General features: G+C 64.9%; 10 protein-coding genes. 2 read left to right on the top strand and 8 right to left on the bottom strand.

Annotation, left to right across the window (positions count from 1 at the left end; translation table 11 throughout):
- Positions 1 to 73: 73 nt before the first annotated feature.
- Genes ACTHNZ_RS18810 through ACTHNZ_RS18825 form a run of 4 tightly spaced genes read right to left on the bottom strand, consistent with a single transcriptional unit; the run spans position 74 to position 6,941 of the window.
- Positions 74 to 1,582, bottom strand: a complete 1,509-nt coding sequence (locus ACTHNZ_RS18810; RefSeq protein ID WP_440544067.1) for an efflux transporter outer membrane subunit — start codon at positions 1,580 to 1,582, stop codon at positions 74 to 76.
- A gap of 18 nt (positions 1,583 to 1,600) precedes the next feature.
- A complete protein-coding gene (locus ACTHNZ_RS18815; RefSeq protein ID WP_440544068.1) occupies positions 1,601 to 4,795 on the bottom strand; it encodes an efflux RND transporter permease subunit in 3,195 nt (1,064 codons plus the stop codon).
- A 43-nt stretch (positions 4,796 to 4,838) separates the two neighbouring features.
- On the bottom strand, positions 4,839 to 6,053 hold the full coding sequence (locus tag ACTHNZ_RS18820) for an efflux RND transporter periplasmic adaptor subunit (RefSeq protein WP_440544069.1): 1,215 nt from the start codon (positions 6,051 to 6,053) through the stop codon (positions 4,839 to 4,841).
- 45 nt (positions 6,054 to 6,098) lie between these two features.
- On the bottom strand, positions 6,099 to 6,941 hold the full coding sequence (locus ACTHNZ_RS18825; protein ID WP_440544070.1) for an alpha/beta hydrolase: 843 nt from the start codon (positions 6,939 to 6,941) through the stop codon (positions 6,099 to 6,101).
- Between the two features lie 193 nt (positions 6,942 to 7,134).
- Here ACTHNZ_RS18825 and ACTHNZ_RS18830 point away from each other — a divergent pair, with 193 nt between their 5' ends.
- Positions 7,135 to 8,139, top strand: coding sequence for a LysR family transcriptional regulator (locus ACTHNZ_RS18830; RefSeq protein ID WP_440544071.1), 1,005 nt, complete (start codon positions 7,135 to 7,137; stop codon positions 8,137 to 8,139).
- Positions 8,140 to 8,330: 191 nt separating this feature from the next.
- On the top strand, positions 8,331 to 8,630 hold the full coding sequence (locus tag ACTHNZ_RS18835; RefSeq protein ID WP_440544072.1) for a DUF4148 domain-containing protein: 300 nt from the start codon (positions 8,331 to 8,333) through the stop codon (positions 8,628 to 8,630).
- Positions 8,631 to 8,790: 160 nt separating this feature from the next.
- Here ACTHNZ_RS18835 and ACTHNZ_RS18840 read toward each other — a convergent pair whose 3' ends face one another.
- The 4 genes from ACTHNZ_RS18840 to ACTHNZ_RS18855 all read right to left on the bottom strand — a co-directional run bounded on the left by ACTHNZ_RS18840 (position 8,791) and on the right by ACTHNZ_RS18855 (position 18,659).
- A complete protein-coding gene (locus ACTHNZ_RS18840; protein ID WP_440544073.1) occupies positions 8,791 to 9,849 on the bottom strand; it encodes a purine-nucleoside phosphorylase in 1,059 nt (352 codons plus the stop codon).
- 146 nt (positions 9,850 to 9,995) lie between these two features.
- Entirely contained in the window at positions 9,996 to 12,545 is a 2,550-nt protein-coding gene (locus ACTHNZ_RS18845) for a mechanosensitive ion channel domain-containing protein (RefSeq protein WP_440544074.1), read from the bottom strand.
- 131 nt (positions 12,546 to 12,676) lie between these two features.
- The gene (selD, locus tag ACTHNZ_RS18850) at positions 12,677 to 13,750 is read right to left on the bottom strand and encodes a selenide, water dikinase SelD (protein ID WP_440544075.1); all 1,074 of its coding nucleotides are present in this window, start codon (positions 13,748 to 13,750) and stop codon (positions 12,677 to 12,679) included.
- Between the two features lie 49 nt (positions 13,751 to 13,799).
- Positions 13,800 to 18,659 (bottom strand): NAD-glutamate dehydrogenase, encoded by a 4,860-nt coding sequence (locus ACTHNZ_RS18855; RefSeq protein ID WP_440544076.1) that lies wholly within the window; start codon positions 18,657 to 18,659, stop codon positions 13,800 to 13,802.
- Between the last annotated feature and the right edge of the window lie 72 nt (positions 18,660 to 18,731).

Below are 18,731 nucleotides of genomic sequence, written 5' to 3' on the forward strand. Positions count from 1 at the left end.
CGCTTCGATGTCGCCGTCGATCCGATCCACGACGCGCCACCCTCAACACCAGAGGGCAGCGCGCTCCGCTCCGTCACTGCTTGGCCACTTGCTGCGCATCGGCCGCCTTCACGTCGCCCCAGCCGCCACCGAGCGCGCGAATCAGATTGACGGTCGCAACGGCCTGCGATCCCGCCAACTGGCTCGCCTGACGCTGCGCCGCCAACACGGTGCGCTGGCTGTCGAGCACGTCGAGATAGTTGACCTGGCCTTCGCGATACTGCGCCTCCGACAAATGCTGGGCGCGCGCAGCCGCCGCCACCGCATCGTTCTGCGCACGAATCTGATCGTCGAGCAACCGCAAATCGGAAAGACTATCCTCGACTTCGCGGAATGCAGTCAGCACTTGCGAGCGGTAATTCGCCACTTGCTCGTCGTATTGCGCCCGAGCCTGCGCCAACTGCGCCTTGCGCCGCCCACCGTCGAAGATCGGCAGCGTCAAGGCCGTGCCGGCCAGCGGTCCGAGCAGGAACGTGCGGCTCGACCACTTGAATAGATTGGCCAAACCGATCGACTCATACCCGAATCCCCCCGTGATATCGAGCTGTGGGAAGAACGCCGATTTCGCGAGGCCGACCCGCGCGTTCGCCGCCGCCATCGCCCGCTCGGCAGCCGATATGTCGGGACGCCGTTCGAGCAACGCGGACGGCAACCCGGCAGGCACGCGCGCCAGCACGGGCTGAAGCGGCTCCTGCGGGAACGTGAACTCGGCAGGCGGCTTGCCGAGCAGCACCGCAAGCGCGTGCTCGGATGCGGCGCGCTGCCGCTCGACCCCGGCTGCCTCGGCGCGCGCCGAGGCGAGCGCGTTCGTTGCCTGCTGCAGATCCAGCTCGCTCACTTCGCCCGCATCGTAGCGATGCTTGACGAGCTTCAAGCCATCCTCGCGCGACGCCACCGTCTTGCGATACAGATCTTGCTCGGTGTCGAGTTCACGCAGCGAGAAGTAGTTCGCGGCCACGTCGGCCTGCAACGCGAGCTGCACCGAACGGAACAGCGCTTCTTGCTGCTGCGCGTCGGCACGCGTAGCCACGACGTTATCGCTGACGCGGCCGAAGAGCGGCGCTTCATAAGACACCGTCGTTTGCGCCCGCCAAATCGTCTGCGGCGGCAAATACGCGTTCTCGGGCAGCCCTTGCGAAGCAGGGGACACGCGTTCGCGCGTCGGACCGAAGCCGGCGTCGAGCTCGGGGAACCAGGCCGAACGCGCGGCGTTCAGCGAAGCGCGCGATTCACGCACGCGCGCAGCAGCCGCCTTCAGGCTCTGATTCTGAGCAAGCGCTTCATCCTCGAGCTTATTCAGCGTCTCATCGCCGAACGCCGTCCACCACTGGCCGCGCTCGAGCGCGTCCGAAGGCTGCGCACTCTTCCAAGTGCCGGCCTCCGACGCCGGTATCGGCGCTTCCTTGAACGCGGCGGGCGTCTCGACATCGGGCCGCTTGTAAGTCGGGCCGACCGAGCACGCCGCGACGAGCGTCATCAAAAGCGCCCCGGCCAAGGCCCGTAGTGCGAGGCGTGCGCCGCCAATCGAATCAAACCGTTTCATCTTATGTTTCTCCACGCCTTAGGCATCCGTCAATTCGGGCTCGAGGTCCGATTCCTTTTGCGAGTCCTTGCCCGCCACATGGATCTTGCCGCCGGCCAGCGTGCGCAGCACGACATAGAACACCGGAGTCAGCATGAGACCGAACAGCGTCACGCCCAACATGCCGAAGAACACGGCGATACCCATTGCATGCCGCATCTCCGAACCCGCGCCCGAAGAAAGCACGAGCGGCACGACACCCATGATGAACGCGATCGACGTCATCAAGATCGGGCGCAGCCGCAGACGGCTCGCTTCGATCGCCGCGGCGATCGGCGTACGTCCGTCGTGCTCGAGCTCACGTGCGAACTCGACGATCAGGATCGCGTTCTTCGATGCCAGCCCCACGAGCACCATCAAGCCGATCTGCGTGAAGATGTTGTTGTCGCCGTGCAGCAGCCATACACCCGTCAACGCGGACAGCACGCTCATCGGCACGATCAGGATCACGGCGAGCGGCAGCGTCAAGCTCTCGTACAACGCGGCCAGCACCAGGAACACGAGCAGCACGCTGATCGGGAACACCCAGATCGCCGAGTTGCCGGCCAGCACCTGCTGATACGTCAGGTCGGTCCACTCGAACTTCACGCCGCGCGGCAGCGTCTCCTTGGCGATGCGCTCGATCGCGGCTTGCGCTTGATCGGTCGAATAACCGGGCGCAGGACCGCCGTTGATGTCGGCCGCCGTATAGCCGTTGTAGCGCACGACCATCTCGGGGCCGAACGTCGGCGACACCTTGACGAGCGACGAGAGCGGCACCATCTGACCCGCGGCGTTGCGCGTCTTCAACTGCAGGATGTCGTCCGGATGCGCACGGAACGGCGCATCGGCCTGCACGCGCACTTGATACACGCGCCCGAAGCGATTGAAGTCGTTCACGTACAGCGAGCCCAGATAGATCTGCATCGTGTCGAATACGTCCGTGACCGACACGCCCAGTTGCTTGGCCTTCACGCGATCGAGATCGACGTTCAGCTGCGGCACGTTGATCTGGTAGCTCGTGAAGAGCGGACCGAGTTCCGGCGCTTCATGCGCGCGCTTGATGAACGCCTGCGTCGCCTCGTCGAGCTGCGCATACCCGAGCGCACCGCGATCCTCGAGCTGTAGCTTGAAGCCGCCGAGCGTCCCCAAGCCCAGCACCGGCGGCGGCGGGAACACGGCGACGAACGCGCCCTTGATCCCCGCGTATTTCTGGTTCAACGCACCGGCGATCGCGCCGGCCGACAGCGCCTTCGAGCCCCGCTCCTTGAACGGCTTGAGCGTCACGAACACGATGCCCGCACTCGAACTGTTCGTGAAGCCGTTCACCGACAAGCCCGGGAACGCCACGGAATGCTCCACGCCAGGCTGTTTCAGCGCGATATCGCCCATTTCGCGGATGACGCTCTCGGTTCTATCGAGCGTCGCCCCGTTCGGCAACTGCGCGAACGCGATCAAATACTCCTTGTCCTGCGCGGGCACGAAGCCGCCGGGCACGATGTGCGTGACGAACAAGGTCGCGCCGACGAGCACCGCATAAACGCCGAGCATCAGCGATTTGCGGCCGAGCACGCGCGTCACGCCGTGACCGTACGACTGCGAACCGCGCTTGAACACCTTGTTGAACTGCTTGAAGAAGCCGCCGAGCACCTTATCCATCGCGCGCGTCAGCCAATCCTTCGGCGCATCGTGTCCGCGCAGCAGGATCGCGCACAGTGCCGGCGACAGCGTCAACGAGTTGAACGCCGAGATCACCGTCGAGATCGCGATCGTCATCGCGAACTGCTTATAGAACTGCCCCGTCAAGCCGCTCATGAACGCAAGCGGCACGAACACGGCAACGAGCGTGAGCGCAATGGCGATGATCGGCCCGCTCACCTCTCGCATCGCACGGTAAGTCGCCGCTCTCGCGGTCAATCCGGCTGAGATGTTGCGCTCCACGTTTTCGACGACCACGATCGCATCGTCGACGACGATACCGATCGCCAGCACCATCCCGAACAGCGACAACGCATTGATCGAAAAACCGAACGCAAGCAGCAGCGAGAACGTCCCGACGATCGACACGGGCACGGCAACGAGCGGAATGATCGACGCGCGCCATGTCTGGAGGAAGACGATCACGACGATGACGACGAGCGCGATCGCTTCGAGCAGCGTATGAATCACAGCCTCGATGCTCGAGCGCACGAACTGCGTCGGGTCATAGACGATGTCGTAGTCCACGCCGGCCGGGAAGTCCTTCTTCAACTCGGCCATGTCCTTGCGGACCTGATCCGAAATCGCAAGCGAGTTCGCGCCGGGCTGCTGGTTGATACCGAGCGCGACCGCCTGCTTGTTGTCGAGCAGCGAACGCAGGCCGTACTCGGAAGCCGCGAGTTCGACGCGCGCGACGTCGCGCAGATAGGTCACACCGCCGTCGGGTGCCGTCTTGACCACGATCGCCCCGAACTGCTCGGTGGTCTGCAGCCGACCGCGCGCATTCACCGACAACTGCAGCGGCACGCCGGGCAGCGACGGCGAGCCACCGATCACGCCGGCGGCCACTTGCACGTTCTGCTCGCGAATCGCATTCACCACGTCGCTCGCCGTCAGATTGCGTTCGGCGAGCTTGTTCGGGTCGAGCCAAATCCGCATCGCGTAGTCGCCCGCTCCCCACAACTGCACCTCGCCGACGCCTGCGATTCGCTCGAGCCGGTCCTTGACGTTCAGCAGCGCGTAGTTGCGCAGGTACGTCATGTCGTAGCGGTGATCGGGCGAGGTCAAGTGCACGACCATCGTGAGCGTCGGCGAGCTCTTGATCGTCGTCACCCCCAAGCGCTGCACGTCGTCGGGCAGACGCGGCAGTGCCTGCGAGACGCGGTTCTGCACGAGCTGCTGCGCCTTGTCCGGATCGGTGCCGAGCTTGAACGTGACGGTGAGCGTCAAGTTGCCGTCGCTGTTCGCCTGCGCCTGCATGTACAGCATGTTCTCGACGCCGTTGATCTGCTCTTCGAGCGGCGAAGCCACCGTCTCGGCGATCACCTTCGGGTTCGCGCCCGGATACTGCGCGTGGACGATGACCGATGGCGGCACCACCTCGGGGTACTCGGAGATCGGCAGCTGGAACAGCGAAATCACGCCTGCCAGCAGGATCAGGACCGACAGCACCCCTGCGAAGATAGGTCGGTCGATAAAGAATTTAGATATGTTCATGTCGCTTTCTGAGTGATTGAAACGCTTCTTTAGAAGCGATATCTCAGGAATTCGTCGATTGACCGCCCACACCGGCGCTCGCATTGGCGTTGCCGCCGCCCGTCGGATCGTCCGTCATCGGCACCATGTGCGCCCGCACCGTCTGGCCGGGACGCACGCGCTGAATGCCGTTGACGACGATGCGATCGCCCGCGCTCAGGCCCGCCTTGATCACGCGCAGATTGCCCTGCTCCGCACCCAGCTGCACTTCGCGATACGCCACACGTCCCTGCGAATCGACGACGAGCACGTACTTCTTGTCTTGATCAGTGCCGATCGCGGCTTCGTCGATGAGCAGTGCCGGGTGCGGCTCGCCGCCGCCCACCTTCACGCGCGCATACAGGCCCGGCACGAGCGTGCCGTCCCCGTTGTCGAAACGCGCGCGCACGCGGATGGTGCCCGACGACGTGTCGAGCCGGTTGTCGACCGACGAGATCGTGCCCTTGCGCGAGTAGCCCGTTTCGTCCGCGAGCCCGAGATCCACCGGAACGTTCGTGCCGTTGCGCACGCGTCCGATGTACTTGAGGTACGTCTGCTCGTCGACGTCGAACGACGCGTAGATCGGCGAGACGGACACGAGCGTCGTCAGCGGCGCCGCGTTGGCTCCCGAAGAAACGACGTTGCCCACCGTGATCTCGGCACGCGAGACGCGGCCCGCGACAGGCGCGGTGATCGTCGTATAGCCCAGGTTGATCTGTGCGGCCTCGAGTGCGGCTTGTGCCGCCTTCACATCGGCCGTGGCCTGCAGCGCCGCGTTCTGCTTCTCGTCGTAGTCGCGCTTGGCGATTGCGTTGTCGGCCATCAGCCGCTGAGCGCGCTGCCAGTCCGTCTGCGCGTAGCTGTCGCGCGCCTTTGCGGAGGCCAGTTGCGCCTTCGCGCGATCGACCTCGGCCGCGTACGGGCGGGGATCGATGACGAACAGCGTCTGTCCTTTCTTGACGAGCGCGCCGTCCTTGAAGTCGACCGCCACGATCGTGCCCGATACCTGCGGACGCACCTCGACCTTGTCGACGGCCTCGAGCCGGCCCGAATAGGTTTGCCAATCCGTGATGGTCTTGTTCAGCACGTTCGCGACGTCGACCTCCGGCGCCATCTGTGCGGCTTGCGCCGGCGCGCTCGCATCGACGCGCATTGCACTGAACGCACCGATGCCGGCAACCGCGGCCACGGCAAGGACCGCGACGGCGATGCGATTACGAGGAAAACGTTTCTTGGACATGGTCGAGGCTCCGGTGTGTAGTGAGTTTTTCTATGACGTTCGAAATCAGCCTGATGTGACACTGCGGTGCAGATGACACTCGAAAAAGCGCTCGGCGTCTTGCAAAGCCTGCGTGTCGTACGCGATTCGCTCATGCGTCGCATTGGCGTAGCGCATGACCTGCGTCGGCACGCCCGCGCCGATCAAGCGGGCAGCGTAGGTTTCCGCTTCGACGTGCAGCACGTCGTTGCGCGCCGTCGCGATGAACATCGGCGGCAAACCCGCGAGCCGCGCCGATTCGAGCGGCGCGGCGTACGGATGCATGCGTTGCGAGGCCATCGGCAGATAGGCGCGATAGCTCGCGAGGCACTGACGAGGCGAAATGTCCGAATCGACGACGCGCTCGTCGGCGAGGCAAGTCATGCTCGGATCGAGCATCGGGCTGAACAGCGCCAGCGCGCCGATGCGCACGTCGCCACGATCGCGCGCGACGAATGCGAGGCCGTTCGCGACGTGCCCGCCCGCGCAATGTCCGGCCGCGAACAAGCGCTTGCCGTCGCTGCCGATCGTCTTCGCCGCGTCCATCGCCCAGCATGCGGCGCGGTAGGCGTCTTCGAGCGCCGCAGGAAACGGATGCGCCGGTGCGAGCGAATACCCTACGGATATGACCAATACCGGCAAATGTTCCGCAAAATGCCGAGCGGCGAATTCGGCATCGTCGAGCGAGCCGCCGACGAATCCGCCGCCGTGAAAATAAAGCACGACCGGCAATGAGCCTACCCCAGCGCGGCGATAAAGCCGTACCTGGATATTGCTTTCATATCCGGCGATCCGAGCCTCGTCGACTTCGAGCGAGTGGGTGCTCCACGGAGAGCCTGCCGACAGACCACGGGAATGCGTAGTTCGCATGTTCGAACGCGCAATGCGCAACAGTTTCATGATGCTGCGAATTGTGTGTTCAGCAGACTTCCGGATAAATGCCTATAATCCGGCAACACAATTCACCGCGCCCGAACAATAGAGATTCGCACTAAGTGGGAAGGGCTTCGAGCCTCGGTGCACTGAAGCGGTGAATCGCTCATTCTTCTCTTGGAGCACGAAGATGGATCGCCTTCAGGCCATGCAAGTCTTCACGCGTGTGGTCGACACGAACAGCTTCACGAAGGCCGCGGAAACGCTCGACCTGCCGCGCGCGTCGGTCACGACGATCATACAAAACCTCGAGTCGTACCTCGGCGTGCGGCTCATGCATCGTACTACGCGGCGGCTGAGCCTGACGCCCGACGGTGCCGCCTATTACGAGCGCTGCATCCGCATCTTGGCCGATGTCGACGAAACGGAGAGCAGCCTTCAGAACGGCAGCAAAAAGCCGCACGGCAAATTGCGCGTCGACATGCCGGGCTCGCTCGGGCGCACGATCGTCATTCCGGCGCTGTGCGAATTCCGCACTCGCTACCCGGATATCGATCTGCAGCTCGGCTTCTCCGATCGGCCCGTCGATCTGTTGCAAGAGGGGGTCGATTGCGTGCTTCGCGTCGGCGCGCTGCAGGATTCGTCGCTCGTCGCGCGCAGGATCGGATTGTTCGAATGCGTGACGTGCGCCTCGCCCGACTACCTCGCGCGCGCGGGCGAGCCGCGCACGCTAGAGGAGTTGGGTCAATTCCAAGCCGTCAATTACTTTTCGAGTAAGACGGGCCGCATCATCGATTGGTCGTTCCTCGTCGACGGCAAGGAAATCGAGGTCAAGATGCCCGGCTCCGTCTCCGTCAACGATGCCGATGCATACGTAACGTGCGCGCTCGAAGGCTTCGGCCTGATTCAAATGGCGCGGTTCATGGTGTTGCCGCATCTGCGCTCGGGCGCTTTGAAGGAAGTGCTGCCCGAGTGGAAACCGTTGCCGATGCCGATCTCGGCGGTCTATCCGCACAGCCGCCATCTGTCGCCGAAAGTACGAGTATTCGTAGACTGGGTGGCCGAGGTGTTCGATCGTTGCCCGCTGCTGAGCGGTCGCCAGAACCTCGACGCCGTTTGCAGCAAGCGCACGCCCGAAGAATGGGAAAAGGTGCCGGCACTCGATACGCCCGTGCTGTCGGAGTGGGTCGTCTGAGTTTTCGAAGAAGGTCCGAGCGCCCCATCCAGAGGGGTACGGAGGGCGCCGGACCGATTGTTCGCTCACGCCAACAAATTATTTCGCAGAATCCGGGTTTATCCTGATTCCGCCAGCGCCTACATTTGCACCTGTCGCGACGCCGATCACCGGCAACGCACCCGATAGACCGAATAGACAGGAGCAATATCATGAAGCGCACTCTCGCAGCCGCCCTTTTCGTTTCGCTGTTCGCCAGCACCGCCGCCTTCGCCGACGGCAGCATCGGGCACAACGGTTCGTACCAAGACCAATCGTGGGTCGGCACGAGCACGAAGACCCGCGCGGAAGTTCGTGCGGAACTCGTCGCAGCGCGCCGCGACGGCACGCTGCCGTCGATGAACAAGCAAAGCTATCCGGACCTGAGCCTCGCCGGCCAAACGCAAGCGGCACGCGTGGCGATGAGCGACGAGCGCCATGCGCACGTCGATCTCGCACGCGCCGGCAACTAAGCCGTAGGCGTCTCGGCAAGCGGTTTGAGCGGCCCCAAACATCAGGAGTCCTAAATGTTCGACGTATCGACATCCCTGCTCGATCATTGGGATAGCGACACGCCGCAGTGGACGCCGTTCGTGCCGCGGCGGCAAGACGCCGCCGCGGCCGACGCGCGCACTATTGCGGCACGCCGTCTCGCCACTCGCCCCAATGCGTCACGATCGCTTGGACGAGCGGATTGCCTGTCAGGAACAGGTTCGAAAGCGCAACGGTGAAACCGCCCTGCGCGGCGTAGTTGAGCAGATTGTCGGCGCTGCTTTGACCGTCGTAGGGGCGGTCGAAGTCGGAGCCGGCACGCAGGTCCGCCACGCGTGCGAGGTCGACGCGATGCGCATTGGCCGCTCGCGTCAGCGCCTCGAACGTCGCGTTGTCTTCTTGCTGCGTAGTGCAGTAGGTTCCCTTGCCGTCGGTCATGATCTTCGTCCAGTCGCGGGCGCGCTGGCCGAGGTCAGTGCCCGAGAACCAGGTATCGCCGGCAAGCGTGTCGCACTGAATCACGGAAGGCGGCTGATTCGCGGGCGCGTAGCTGAATTTGGCGCGCGCCGCCTGCGCTTGCGCGCTGTCGCTCAAGACGACGCTGCGCGACAGCGCGTATGCCTTGTCCGCGAGCTTCGTGTTCAGCTGGAACACCTCGGTCTTATAGTCGAGCGGCGGTTTCTCCGAGGGATTCTTGGTATTGATGCCGAGATAGCCGGTCGTCCAGCCCGGCGGAATCTCGCGTCCATCGATCTCCCATTGAATCCCGAAGTCGACGAGATACTTCGCCCAGGCGGCGGAACCCACCGTGCCCTGCTTTGGATCGATGCCCGCGATCCCGGAGATCAGGAAGTACGTATGCCGCAAATCGAAGCGCGGCGAAAACGCGAGGGCCATCGTCGATGCGGCGGCATTCGCATGGCCCATGCCGGTCGTCATCACGCAGACGTCCTGCTTATTGCAGTGAACGTCGGGATAATCGGGCGACAAGCCGGCTACGGGAATCGACTCCCATGGGCCGAGCTTGTCGAGCCAGACCTGCCCTTCCGGCCCGAACATCGAAATGATCATGACCTTGACGTGCCGGCCGTGGGAGCCGTGGTCGGCAAAGCTCGAGTCGTTGTCTTGCGCGTTCGAGGCCGTGGCCGCGCAAGCCGTCAGCGCGATGGCGCCGATCGACATGATGGTGCGAGTAAGCATGGGCGTTCCTTTCGATTCATGATTGTTGGAGAGAACCGCTTGCTGACGCGGGTGCCGCAATCGACTGCATCGACGCCATCGACTGCGAGGGGTGCTGCGCGCGTCAGTATAGAGGGACGCTCATCCCCTCATCCACTCGTCCAACATCATTTGTCTGCGGAAGGTCCTTCGCCCCGCCGTTCTTCGCCGCGCTTGGCGCGCTCGTCGGGCTCGGGCGCCGTCGTTTGCGCGTGGCCGGCCTCGCCCTCGCGATCGACGCTCCCCTCATCGTCGGACGGCGCCGCTGCCCGATCCTTGGGCGGCACGAGCACGCTGCGCAACGGATTGGCGATGGCGATGTTGCGTTCGCGGAACGCTTCGGCAATGCGGCGATTGAACTCGCGCTGGGTCGGCCAGCGCGCCGAATCGCGGCACTGCAACTGGCCCAACAAGGTCACCATCGACCCGTCGACCTGATCGACACCCCAAAAACTGAAGTCGCCGATGATGCCGTCCTTGAACTTCGGGTCTTCGCGCAATTGCGCACCGATGTCGCTCAACGTTTGGATGGCAAGATCGATATCCTCGCCGTAGGCAATACTGACCTTCACCGCCGCGTTGCCGAGCCCGCGGTTCGAATTCGTCACCGTCGACACCGAGCTGAACGGCACCGTATGCAGCGCGCCGTCGCCGCCGCGCAAGCGCACGGTGCGGATCGACAGGTATTCGACGGTTCCCGAGACACCGGCCAGCGTCACCCAATCGCCGACCTGCATCGCATTTTCCATCAGCAGGAACATCCCCGTGATGAAGTCTTGCACGAGCTTTTGCGAACCGAAGCCAAGCGCCACGCCGAAGATGCTCGCCCCCGCGAGCAGCGGCCCGATGTTGACGCCGAGCTCGCTCAAGCCGGTCAGCCCGACGACGAGCGCAATGCCGACGAGCAGCGTGGTGCGCAGCATCGGCAGCAGCGTACGCAGGCGCGCCGCGCGCATCAGGTCGCCCGCATCGGTCCAGCGGTGCAGGCGGCGCTCGATCGAGACGTTGATGAGCTCCCATACGACGAGCGCAATGAGACCGGCGACGGCAACGGTCACGCAGGCCGAAATCAAGCGGTGTCCGATGAAGTTGGCCGTGAACAGCCGCCACGCGTGGATATCCCAGACCCACAGCACGAGCACGGCCGCCGCGACGACGATGACGAGGGTGACGAGCCGGCGCAGCCACGGGTAATAACGCTGCGCGCGCCGCAGTGCGATCGAGCCGGCATCGCCGTCGCGCGGCTTGAAGATACGCCCGAGGATCCCGAACGTGACGATTGCGACGACGCGCGCGCAGACGAGAACCAGCAGCGAGAGGCCGCCGTGCTCGAGCAGCGCTTGGTAGCCGTTGCGCACGTCGAGCGCCCAAATGAACCAAAGCGCCATCACGATGAATACGGCGACGGCCGCCCAGATATCGGCGAGCCAATTCGCCAGGAATCGAAGCAGCCCCGCCTTCGTGCATTTCGATCGGATCCAGCCGGCCACGGGGCGACGAATCTGCAGGATCAGGAGGGCGATCATCAGATGACCGACGAGCGCCACGGCCTTATCGATGCCGAGGTGCGCCGCTGCCGTAAGCCCGAGCGGCACCGGCGTCTCGGCAAGCGCGACGCCGATGCCGAGCACGGTGACGAGCCGCAGCACCCAGCCCTCGCTGAAGGCGGCCCACGCGTCGCCGAGCGGCAGCATGCGCAGCCGCGGCGCGCCGTCGGCAAAGAGGAAACCGCTCGCGAGCAGGACCGCGCGCGCGACGGCGTAGACCTCGAGGACGGTCTCGACGACGTCGGCCTCGGGTGTCCCGTCGTCGGTCAGCAGCGACATGGCCACGATCGCGACGCCGATGAATGCGGCCAGCGGGATCGCTTCGAGCAGCGTATGCAGCAACGCATAGGGCAGCCGCTGCAACAGCGACCAGTGCTGGCCGGCATGCGCCGCGTTGCGTTGCTCGCGAGCTGCGCGTAGCGCGTGTTCGTCGATGCTCGTCGCCGGCACGTTCGCATTGAGCGTGCTGACCTCGGCATCGGCCCGCGCGCTGGCGCTGCCCGGCCGAACGGTCGTGCCGGCTTCGCTCTCGCGCTGCCCTTCAGCCTTGCCGACGGCCAGCGCGGCGACGCGCTTTCTCAGCAGCCAAGTGAAGAACGCGCTCACGAGCCACGCGGGGACGAAGGTGGCCAGAAGCGTCCAACCCAACTGTTGGAGCTGCGCCCGCCCCTCCTTGCTCGTGATTTCGTAGCCCCACCACGCGCGCACGGATCGCACGTCGAGCAAGGCGGAGGCGGAGCGACGCAGCGAAGTGCCGACCTCGCGAACGGTGCGGACGGTTTGATGCGAGATCTGCGAAACGAGACCGTTCGAGGCGATCGCCGATAAGACGCCCGAGGCGCCGGTAGGCTTGGCGGCCGCGGGCGAACTCGCGGCGGGCGGCGTGGCGAGTGCGCCGGCGGCTGCGATGGCGCGCAGCGTGTCCTCCATCTGCGAACGCGATTTCGGATCGCCGAGCACCTGCAGGGCACGCTGGGCCTGCTCGGGCGTCAACGCTACAGTGGAAGGATTGGAGACGGGCTGCGGCGCCGCGGGCGCGGAAGCCGGCGCTGCATGCGCGGCGGAAACGCTGAGCGTTGAAAACGATAGGAACAATAGGCAAGCGAAGCCGGCAGACAGAATTTTGCGCATAGAGACGTGAGGAAGAAACGCCAAAGACGAAACAGCGCGAGCCGTGCATCAACCGCGGCTCGCTCAGTCCCCCTCTGACTCCGTTCTCACCGGAACGATCCCGAAAACCTGCCGCACCTACGCGCGGACCGTCAAGCCACGACGATGCGCGGCGCCCCGGCCGTCATTTCCCCGATTACCGCGGCATGGGCGAAACCCTCGGCGCGAAAGCGGGCAAGCACGTCGTCGGCCGCGCCCGGCGCGCACGCAACGAGCAGCCCGCCCGACGTCTGGGGATCGGTGAGCAATGAGCATGCCATCTCGGGCAATGCCGGATCGAGCTCGACGTCGGCCCCGTAGGACGCCCAGTTGCGCGCCGACGCCCCCGTCACGATGCCGCGCGCGGCCAATGCTTCGACGCCCGCGAGCCAAGGCAAATCGCGATAGCGCAGGCGAATGCCGGCCGATGCGCCGCGCGCGAGCTCCAATGCATGCCCGAGCAAGCCGAAGCCCGTCACGTCGGTCAGCGCATGGACATCGGGCATGTCGGCCAGCGCGATGCCGGGGCGGTTCAGCCGCGTGGCGGAATCGATCATCGCGGCGTACCCCGCATCGTCCAGTTCGTTCTTTTTGAGCGCGGCCGACAACACGCCGACGCCGAGCGGCTTGCCGAGGATGAGAACGTCTCCCGCGCGCGCCGTGCAATTGCGCTTGACGCGCGCGGGATGCACGACGCCGAGCGCCGCCAAGCCGTAGATCGGCTCGACCGAATCGATGGAATGCCCGCCCGCCACGGGAATACCGGCCTCGGCACAAATGCTTTCCCCGCCGCGTAGGATCGCGGCGATCGTTTCCCTCGGCAGCACGTTGATCGGCATGCCGACCAGCGCGAGCGCAAGAATCGGCCGCGCGCCCATCGCATAGAGATCGGACAACGCATTGGTGGCGGCAATTCGCCCGAAGTCGTATGGGTCGTCGACGATCGGCATGAAAAAATCCGTCGTCGCGACGATCGCTTGTTCGTCGTTCAGGCGATACACGGCGGCATCGTCGGCCGTTTCCCTGCCCACGAGCAAATCGGCAAAAGCCGTGGGGGGCAACGGCGACGTTTGGCCGCCGAGCAGTTCCGCCAGCACCCCCGGCGCGATCTTGCAGCCGCAGCCGCCGCCGTGAGATAGGCTCGTCAAACGCGGCACCGCGCCGCTCGCATCGTGTCGATCGCTCATTCGTTCATCCCTGCATGCCTTCCTGCATTTCCTGCGTTCATTGACGGAATCAACTCCTTTCCAATACGGCCATTTCGCGCACGAGCACGAGTAACATCGACAAGCTCGCACCGCCCGAGGCGCGCTGCTCGGCCACCAACTGCGCAAAACGCGCGAGTTGCGGCGCGCGCTGCTCGCGCCAAGCCGCCGCGATCGTCTCGGCCGTCGCGCGCTCGGGTGCGCGGGCGAGCGCGCTGACCGTCAGCGCGCGCTTGAGCCGCGCGAGCTCGGCCAGCGCCGCTGCCCGAGCGAGCATGTCCCAATGCGTATGCGTCGGCAACGCACTGGCCCGCTCGGCGATGAAACCATAGTCGAGCATGGTGCCTAGCGCGAAATACACGCCCGCCACGAGTTCGAGCGGCTGCGCGGCGTTCGCGGCCACTTCGGCGACATCGAGCACCGCCACCGAGATTTCGCCGCTCGCGACGCGGCCTGCCAACTCCGAGCCCACGCCGGCCTGCTCGAGAACGCCTCGCCGTTCGTCGAGCGCCTCGAGCTCGGCACTCGGCAGCAGCGCCGGCAGACGCGGCGCGAGCCGCGCCGCCGCTTCGCGGCAGCGCTCGATCAGGGCGCGCGCGCCGGAACCGTCGCGCGCGCCCTGTTCGGTTTGCAATTGTCGCAGGAACCAGAGCGCCGCGCGTTCCATCAACCGGGCAACGTCGACGAACATGCGGGCCTGCACGTCGTCGGCCACGCGATTGTCGAGCGCATCGATGCGCAGCCAGACATCGTCGATATCGAAGACGTCGCGCGCCATCATGCAGGCACGCACGATGTCGCTGGCTTTGGCATCCGTCTCCTCTTGCAGCCGATGCACGAACGCACAGCCGACGCGATTGACGAGCGCGTTGGCCACGTGCGTCGCGAGGATCTCGCGCTTGAGCGGATGTCGTGCCGCCGCATCGGCGAAGCGCGTGCGCAACGGCGTGGGGAAGTAGGCACGCAACATGTCCGCCACGAGCGCGTCTTCCGGCAAGGCGGAATCGAGCAGCTCGTCGTAGAGCCACATCTTGCTGTAGGCCAAAAGCACGGCGCGCTCGGGCGACGTCAAGCCGGCCTTGCCCGCCTGCCGTTCGGCAATTTCCTCGTCGTTCGGCAAAAACTCGATCGCCCGGTTCAAGCGGCCGATGCGCTCGAGCGAGCGCATGAGACGCACTTCGGCTTCGAACAGTTCGCTCGCATAGCGTCCGCCGATGGCCAACGCCTGCGTCTGCTGATAGTTGTCGCGCAGCACGAGCAGCCCGACCTCGTCCGTCATCTCCGCGAGCAATGCATTGCGCTGTTTCTCCGTCATTTCGCCGTCGGCCACGACGAGTCCGAGCAAAATCTTGATGTTGACTTCGTGGTCGGAGCAATCGACGCCGGCCGAGTTGTCGATCGCATCGGTGTTGATGCGCCCGCCCTTTTGCGCATATTCGATGCGGCCCAATTGCGTGAGCCCCAGGTTGCCGCCTTCGGCGACCACCTTCGCGCGCAATTGCGCGCCGTTCACGCGTACGCCGTCGTTCGCGCGATCGCCGGCCTGCGCGTGCGTTTCGCGCGTGGCTTTCACGTAGGTCCCGATGCCGCCGTTGTAGAGCAGATCGACAGGTGCGAGCAAAATCGCGCGAATCAGTTCGTTCGGCGCCAGTGCCGTCGCCGTGATGCCGAGCACCGTCTGCACGGCGGACGAGATCGGGATCGCCTTCGCGGTGCGCGGAAAAACGCCGCCGCCGGCCGAGATCTTGGTCTGATCGTAGTCGGCCCAGCTCGAGCGCTCGAGCGCGAACAGCCGTTCGCGCTCGGCAAACGTCGCTTCCGGATCGGGATCGGGGTCGAGAAAGATGTGGCGATGGTCGAACGCGGCTACGAGCCGGATATGACGGGAGAGCAGCATACCGTTGCCGAAGACGTCGCCCGACATGTCGCCGATGCCGACCACGGTGAAATCGGTCGTCTGCGTATCGACGCCCATCTGACGGAAATGACGCTTGACCGACTCCCAGGCACCGCGCGCCGTGATGCCCATTTTCTTGTGGTCGTAGCCGACCGAGCCGCCCGAGGCGAACGCGTCGTCGAGCCAAAAGCCATACTCGCGCGCAATGGCATTCGCGTAGTCCGAGAACGTGGCCGTGCCCTTGTCGGCCGCCACTACGAGGTATGGATCGTCGGTGTCGTGACGCACGACGTCGGGCGGCGCCACGATCGCGCCGCCTTGGCGGTTGTCGGTCACGTCGAGCAAGCCGCGCAGGAACGTCTGATAGCAAGCGATGCCTTCGCTCATGACCGCTTCTCTATCGCCACCCGCGGGCGGATTCTTGACGACGAAGCCGCCCTTGGATCCGACCGGCACGATGACCGTGTTCTTGACCATCTGCGCCTTCATGAGCCCCAGCACCTCGGTGCGGAAATCTTCCCGGCGATCCGACCAGCGCAAGCCCCCGCGCGCCACGCGACCGCCGCGCAGATGCACGCCCTCGACGCGCGGCGAATAGACCCAGATCTCGAACATCGGCTTCGGCTCCGGCAGCCCGGGTACGCGCGACGGATCGAGCTTGAACGAGAGGTACGGCAGCGGCTTGCCCTCTCCATCGCGGCGGAAGTAGTTCGTCCGTATCGTCGCGTTGATCGAGCCGAGGAACTGCCGCAAGATGCGGTCTTCGTCGAGGTTCGGCACTTGATCGAGCGCGGCTTCGATGCCCTGCAGCAAGGCCTGGGTGCGCGTGGCGCGCGCAGGCTCGAGCGCGGGATCGAAGCGCGCCAGGAACAAATCGACGAGCCCCCGCGCGAGCGCAGGATTGCCCGTCACCGCGCGTTCGACATAGGCATCGCTGAACGTCGAGCCGACCTGCCGCAGGTACTTCGCATAGGCGCGCAGGATCGATACCTCGCGAACGGCCAGCCGCGCACGCAGCACGAGCCGATTGAAGTCGTCGTTCTCGACCTCGCCCGACCACACGCATGCGAACGCCTCCTCGAACAAGGTTTTGACGCGCTCGATGTCGAACTCGACATCGTCGGTCAATTCCAGTCCGAAGTCGTGCACCCAGGCCGGCATCGCCCCGGCTGGCTCGAGCAGGTAGGGCCGCTCTTCGTCGACGCGCACGCCCAGATGCTCGAGCATCGGCAAGCTACGCGACAGCGCGATCGATTGCCCGGCGCGATAGACCTTGAATCGGCAGGCGCGCGGCCCTGCCTCGATCGGCCGGTACAAGTTCATCGAGAGCGTCCCGCTGTGCTGCGCCGCTTCGACGAGGTCGATGTCGCGCACGGCCGTACGCGCAGCATAGTCTTCGCGATAGCCGGCCGGAAACGAATCGCCATAGCGCTGCAGCAGACGATTGCCGTCCTCTTCGCCGAAGCGCTCGAGCAGCGCGTCGGCAAGATCGTCCTGCCACCGGCGCGTCGCTTGAACGAGCCGCGTTTCGAGCTCGCGCGTATCGACTTCGGGCAGCACGCCCGTATTCGTTCGCACGACGATATGAATGCGCGCGAGCGGCGATTCCGAAAGCAGCGGCGTGAACTCCACGCTCGTGCCGTTGAACGCATCGGCCAGCAGCTTCGCGATGCGGCGGCGAAGATCCGTGTTGTACTTTTCCCGCGCGACGAAGACGAGGCACGAAACGAAACGCTCGAAGCGGTCGCGCCGCACGAACATCCGCGTGCGCTGGTGCTCCTGCAAACGCAAGATGCCGAGCGCGATCTCGAAGAGCTCGTCTTCGTTCGCTTGGAAGAGCTCGTCGCGCGGATACTGCTCGAGAACGGTGACGAGCGATTTGTGCAGATGCCCTTTCGCGAGAAACCCCGCGCGCCGCATGAGATTCGCGCACTTGCGCCGCACGATCGGAATGTCGTTGATGGACCCGGTATAAGCCGTCGACGTATACAAACCTAAAATGCGGCGCTCGCCGATGAGCTTGCCGTCGGCGCCGACGAGCTTGACGCCCACGTAGTCGAGATAGCCGGGCCGATGCACGGTCGCGCGCGAGTTGGCCTTCGTCAGAAAGATCGGCGACTGCGCATCGATGATCGTCGCCGCCGCACGCGGCAGCGGCGTCAGATCGGGCGCGTCGCTGCGGCGCAAGCTCTCGCGCAAGATGCCCGTGCCGGTGCCTTCCACGCCCCGCAGCGCGAAGCCGCCGCCGTCCGGCACGAGCACGTAGTCGCGCAGGCCCAGGAACGTGAAATGATCGGCCACCATCCATTCGAGGAATGCGCGGGCCTCGCGCGCATCGTCGTTCGATTCGCGCGCGGCGAGGGCCTTGATCGTCTCCTTGGCGACGGCCTGCATCTTCGACCAGTCCTCGACGGCGGCACGCACGTCGCCGAGCACGCGCGCGATGTTGGCGCGCAGCTCGGCCAATTTGGCCGCCTCGCTGCAGCGATCGACCTCGAAATGAATGAACGACTCGAGATGCGAACTCGATGCGGACGCCTCTTCGTCGCCCGCCGCGCCACCCGGCTCGATGCGCGCGATCGAGCCTTGCACGTCGCGCCAGACGCGATAGACGGGATGAATCGCCGAATGCAGCGTGAGCCCGCAGCGGTTGATTTCCATCGTCACCGAATCGACGAGGAATGGCATGTCGTCGTTGACGATTTCGATGACGGTGTGATCGGAATGCCAGCCGTGCTCGTCGAGCACGGGGTTGTAGACGCGCAGCGCGGCGGCGCCCGATGCGAATCGCTGTGCGGTTTGCCAATGGGCCATCGCCGCGCCGTAGAGATCGGCGATGCTGCGGCTTTGCAAATCCTGCGCATCGACGAGCTCGTAGTAGAACCGAAGGAACGATTCGATCGGCCCGAAGGCGGCCTCGGACCATCGGCCCCGCGCGTACTCGACGACGTCCGTGAGCAGGTGAGCGACGGCTTCTTCATTGTTCGATAGCATGGTGCCTCCGCAAACGGGTGACGATGCTCAAACGGTCAACGCGTAAAACGCGTGAAACTCAGGTTCGGCGGG

Source organism: Trinickia sp. (assembly GCF_051953955.1).
In the GTDB taxonomy this organism is placed as follows: Bacteria; Pseudomonadota; Gammaproteobacteria; order Burkholderiales; family Burkholderiaceae; genus Trinickia.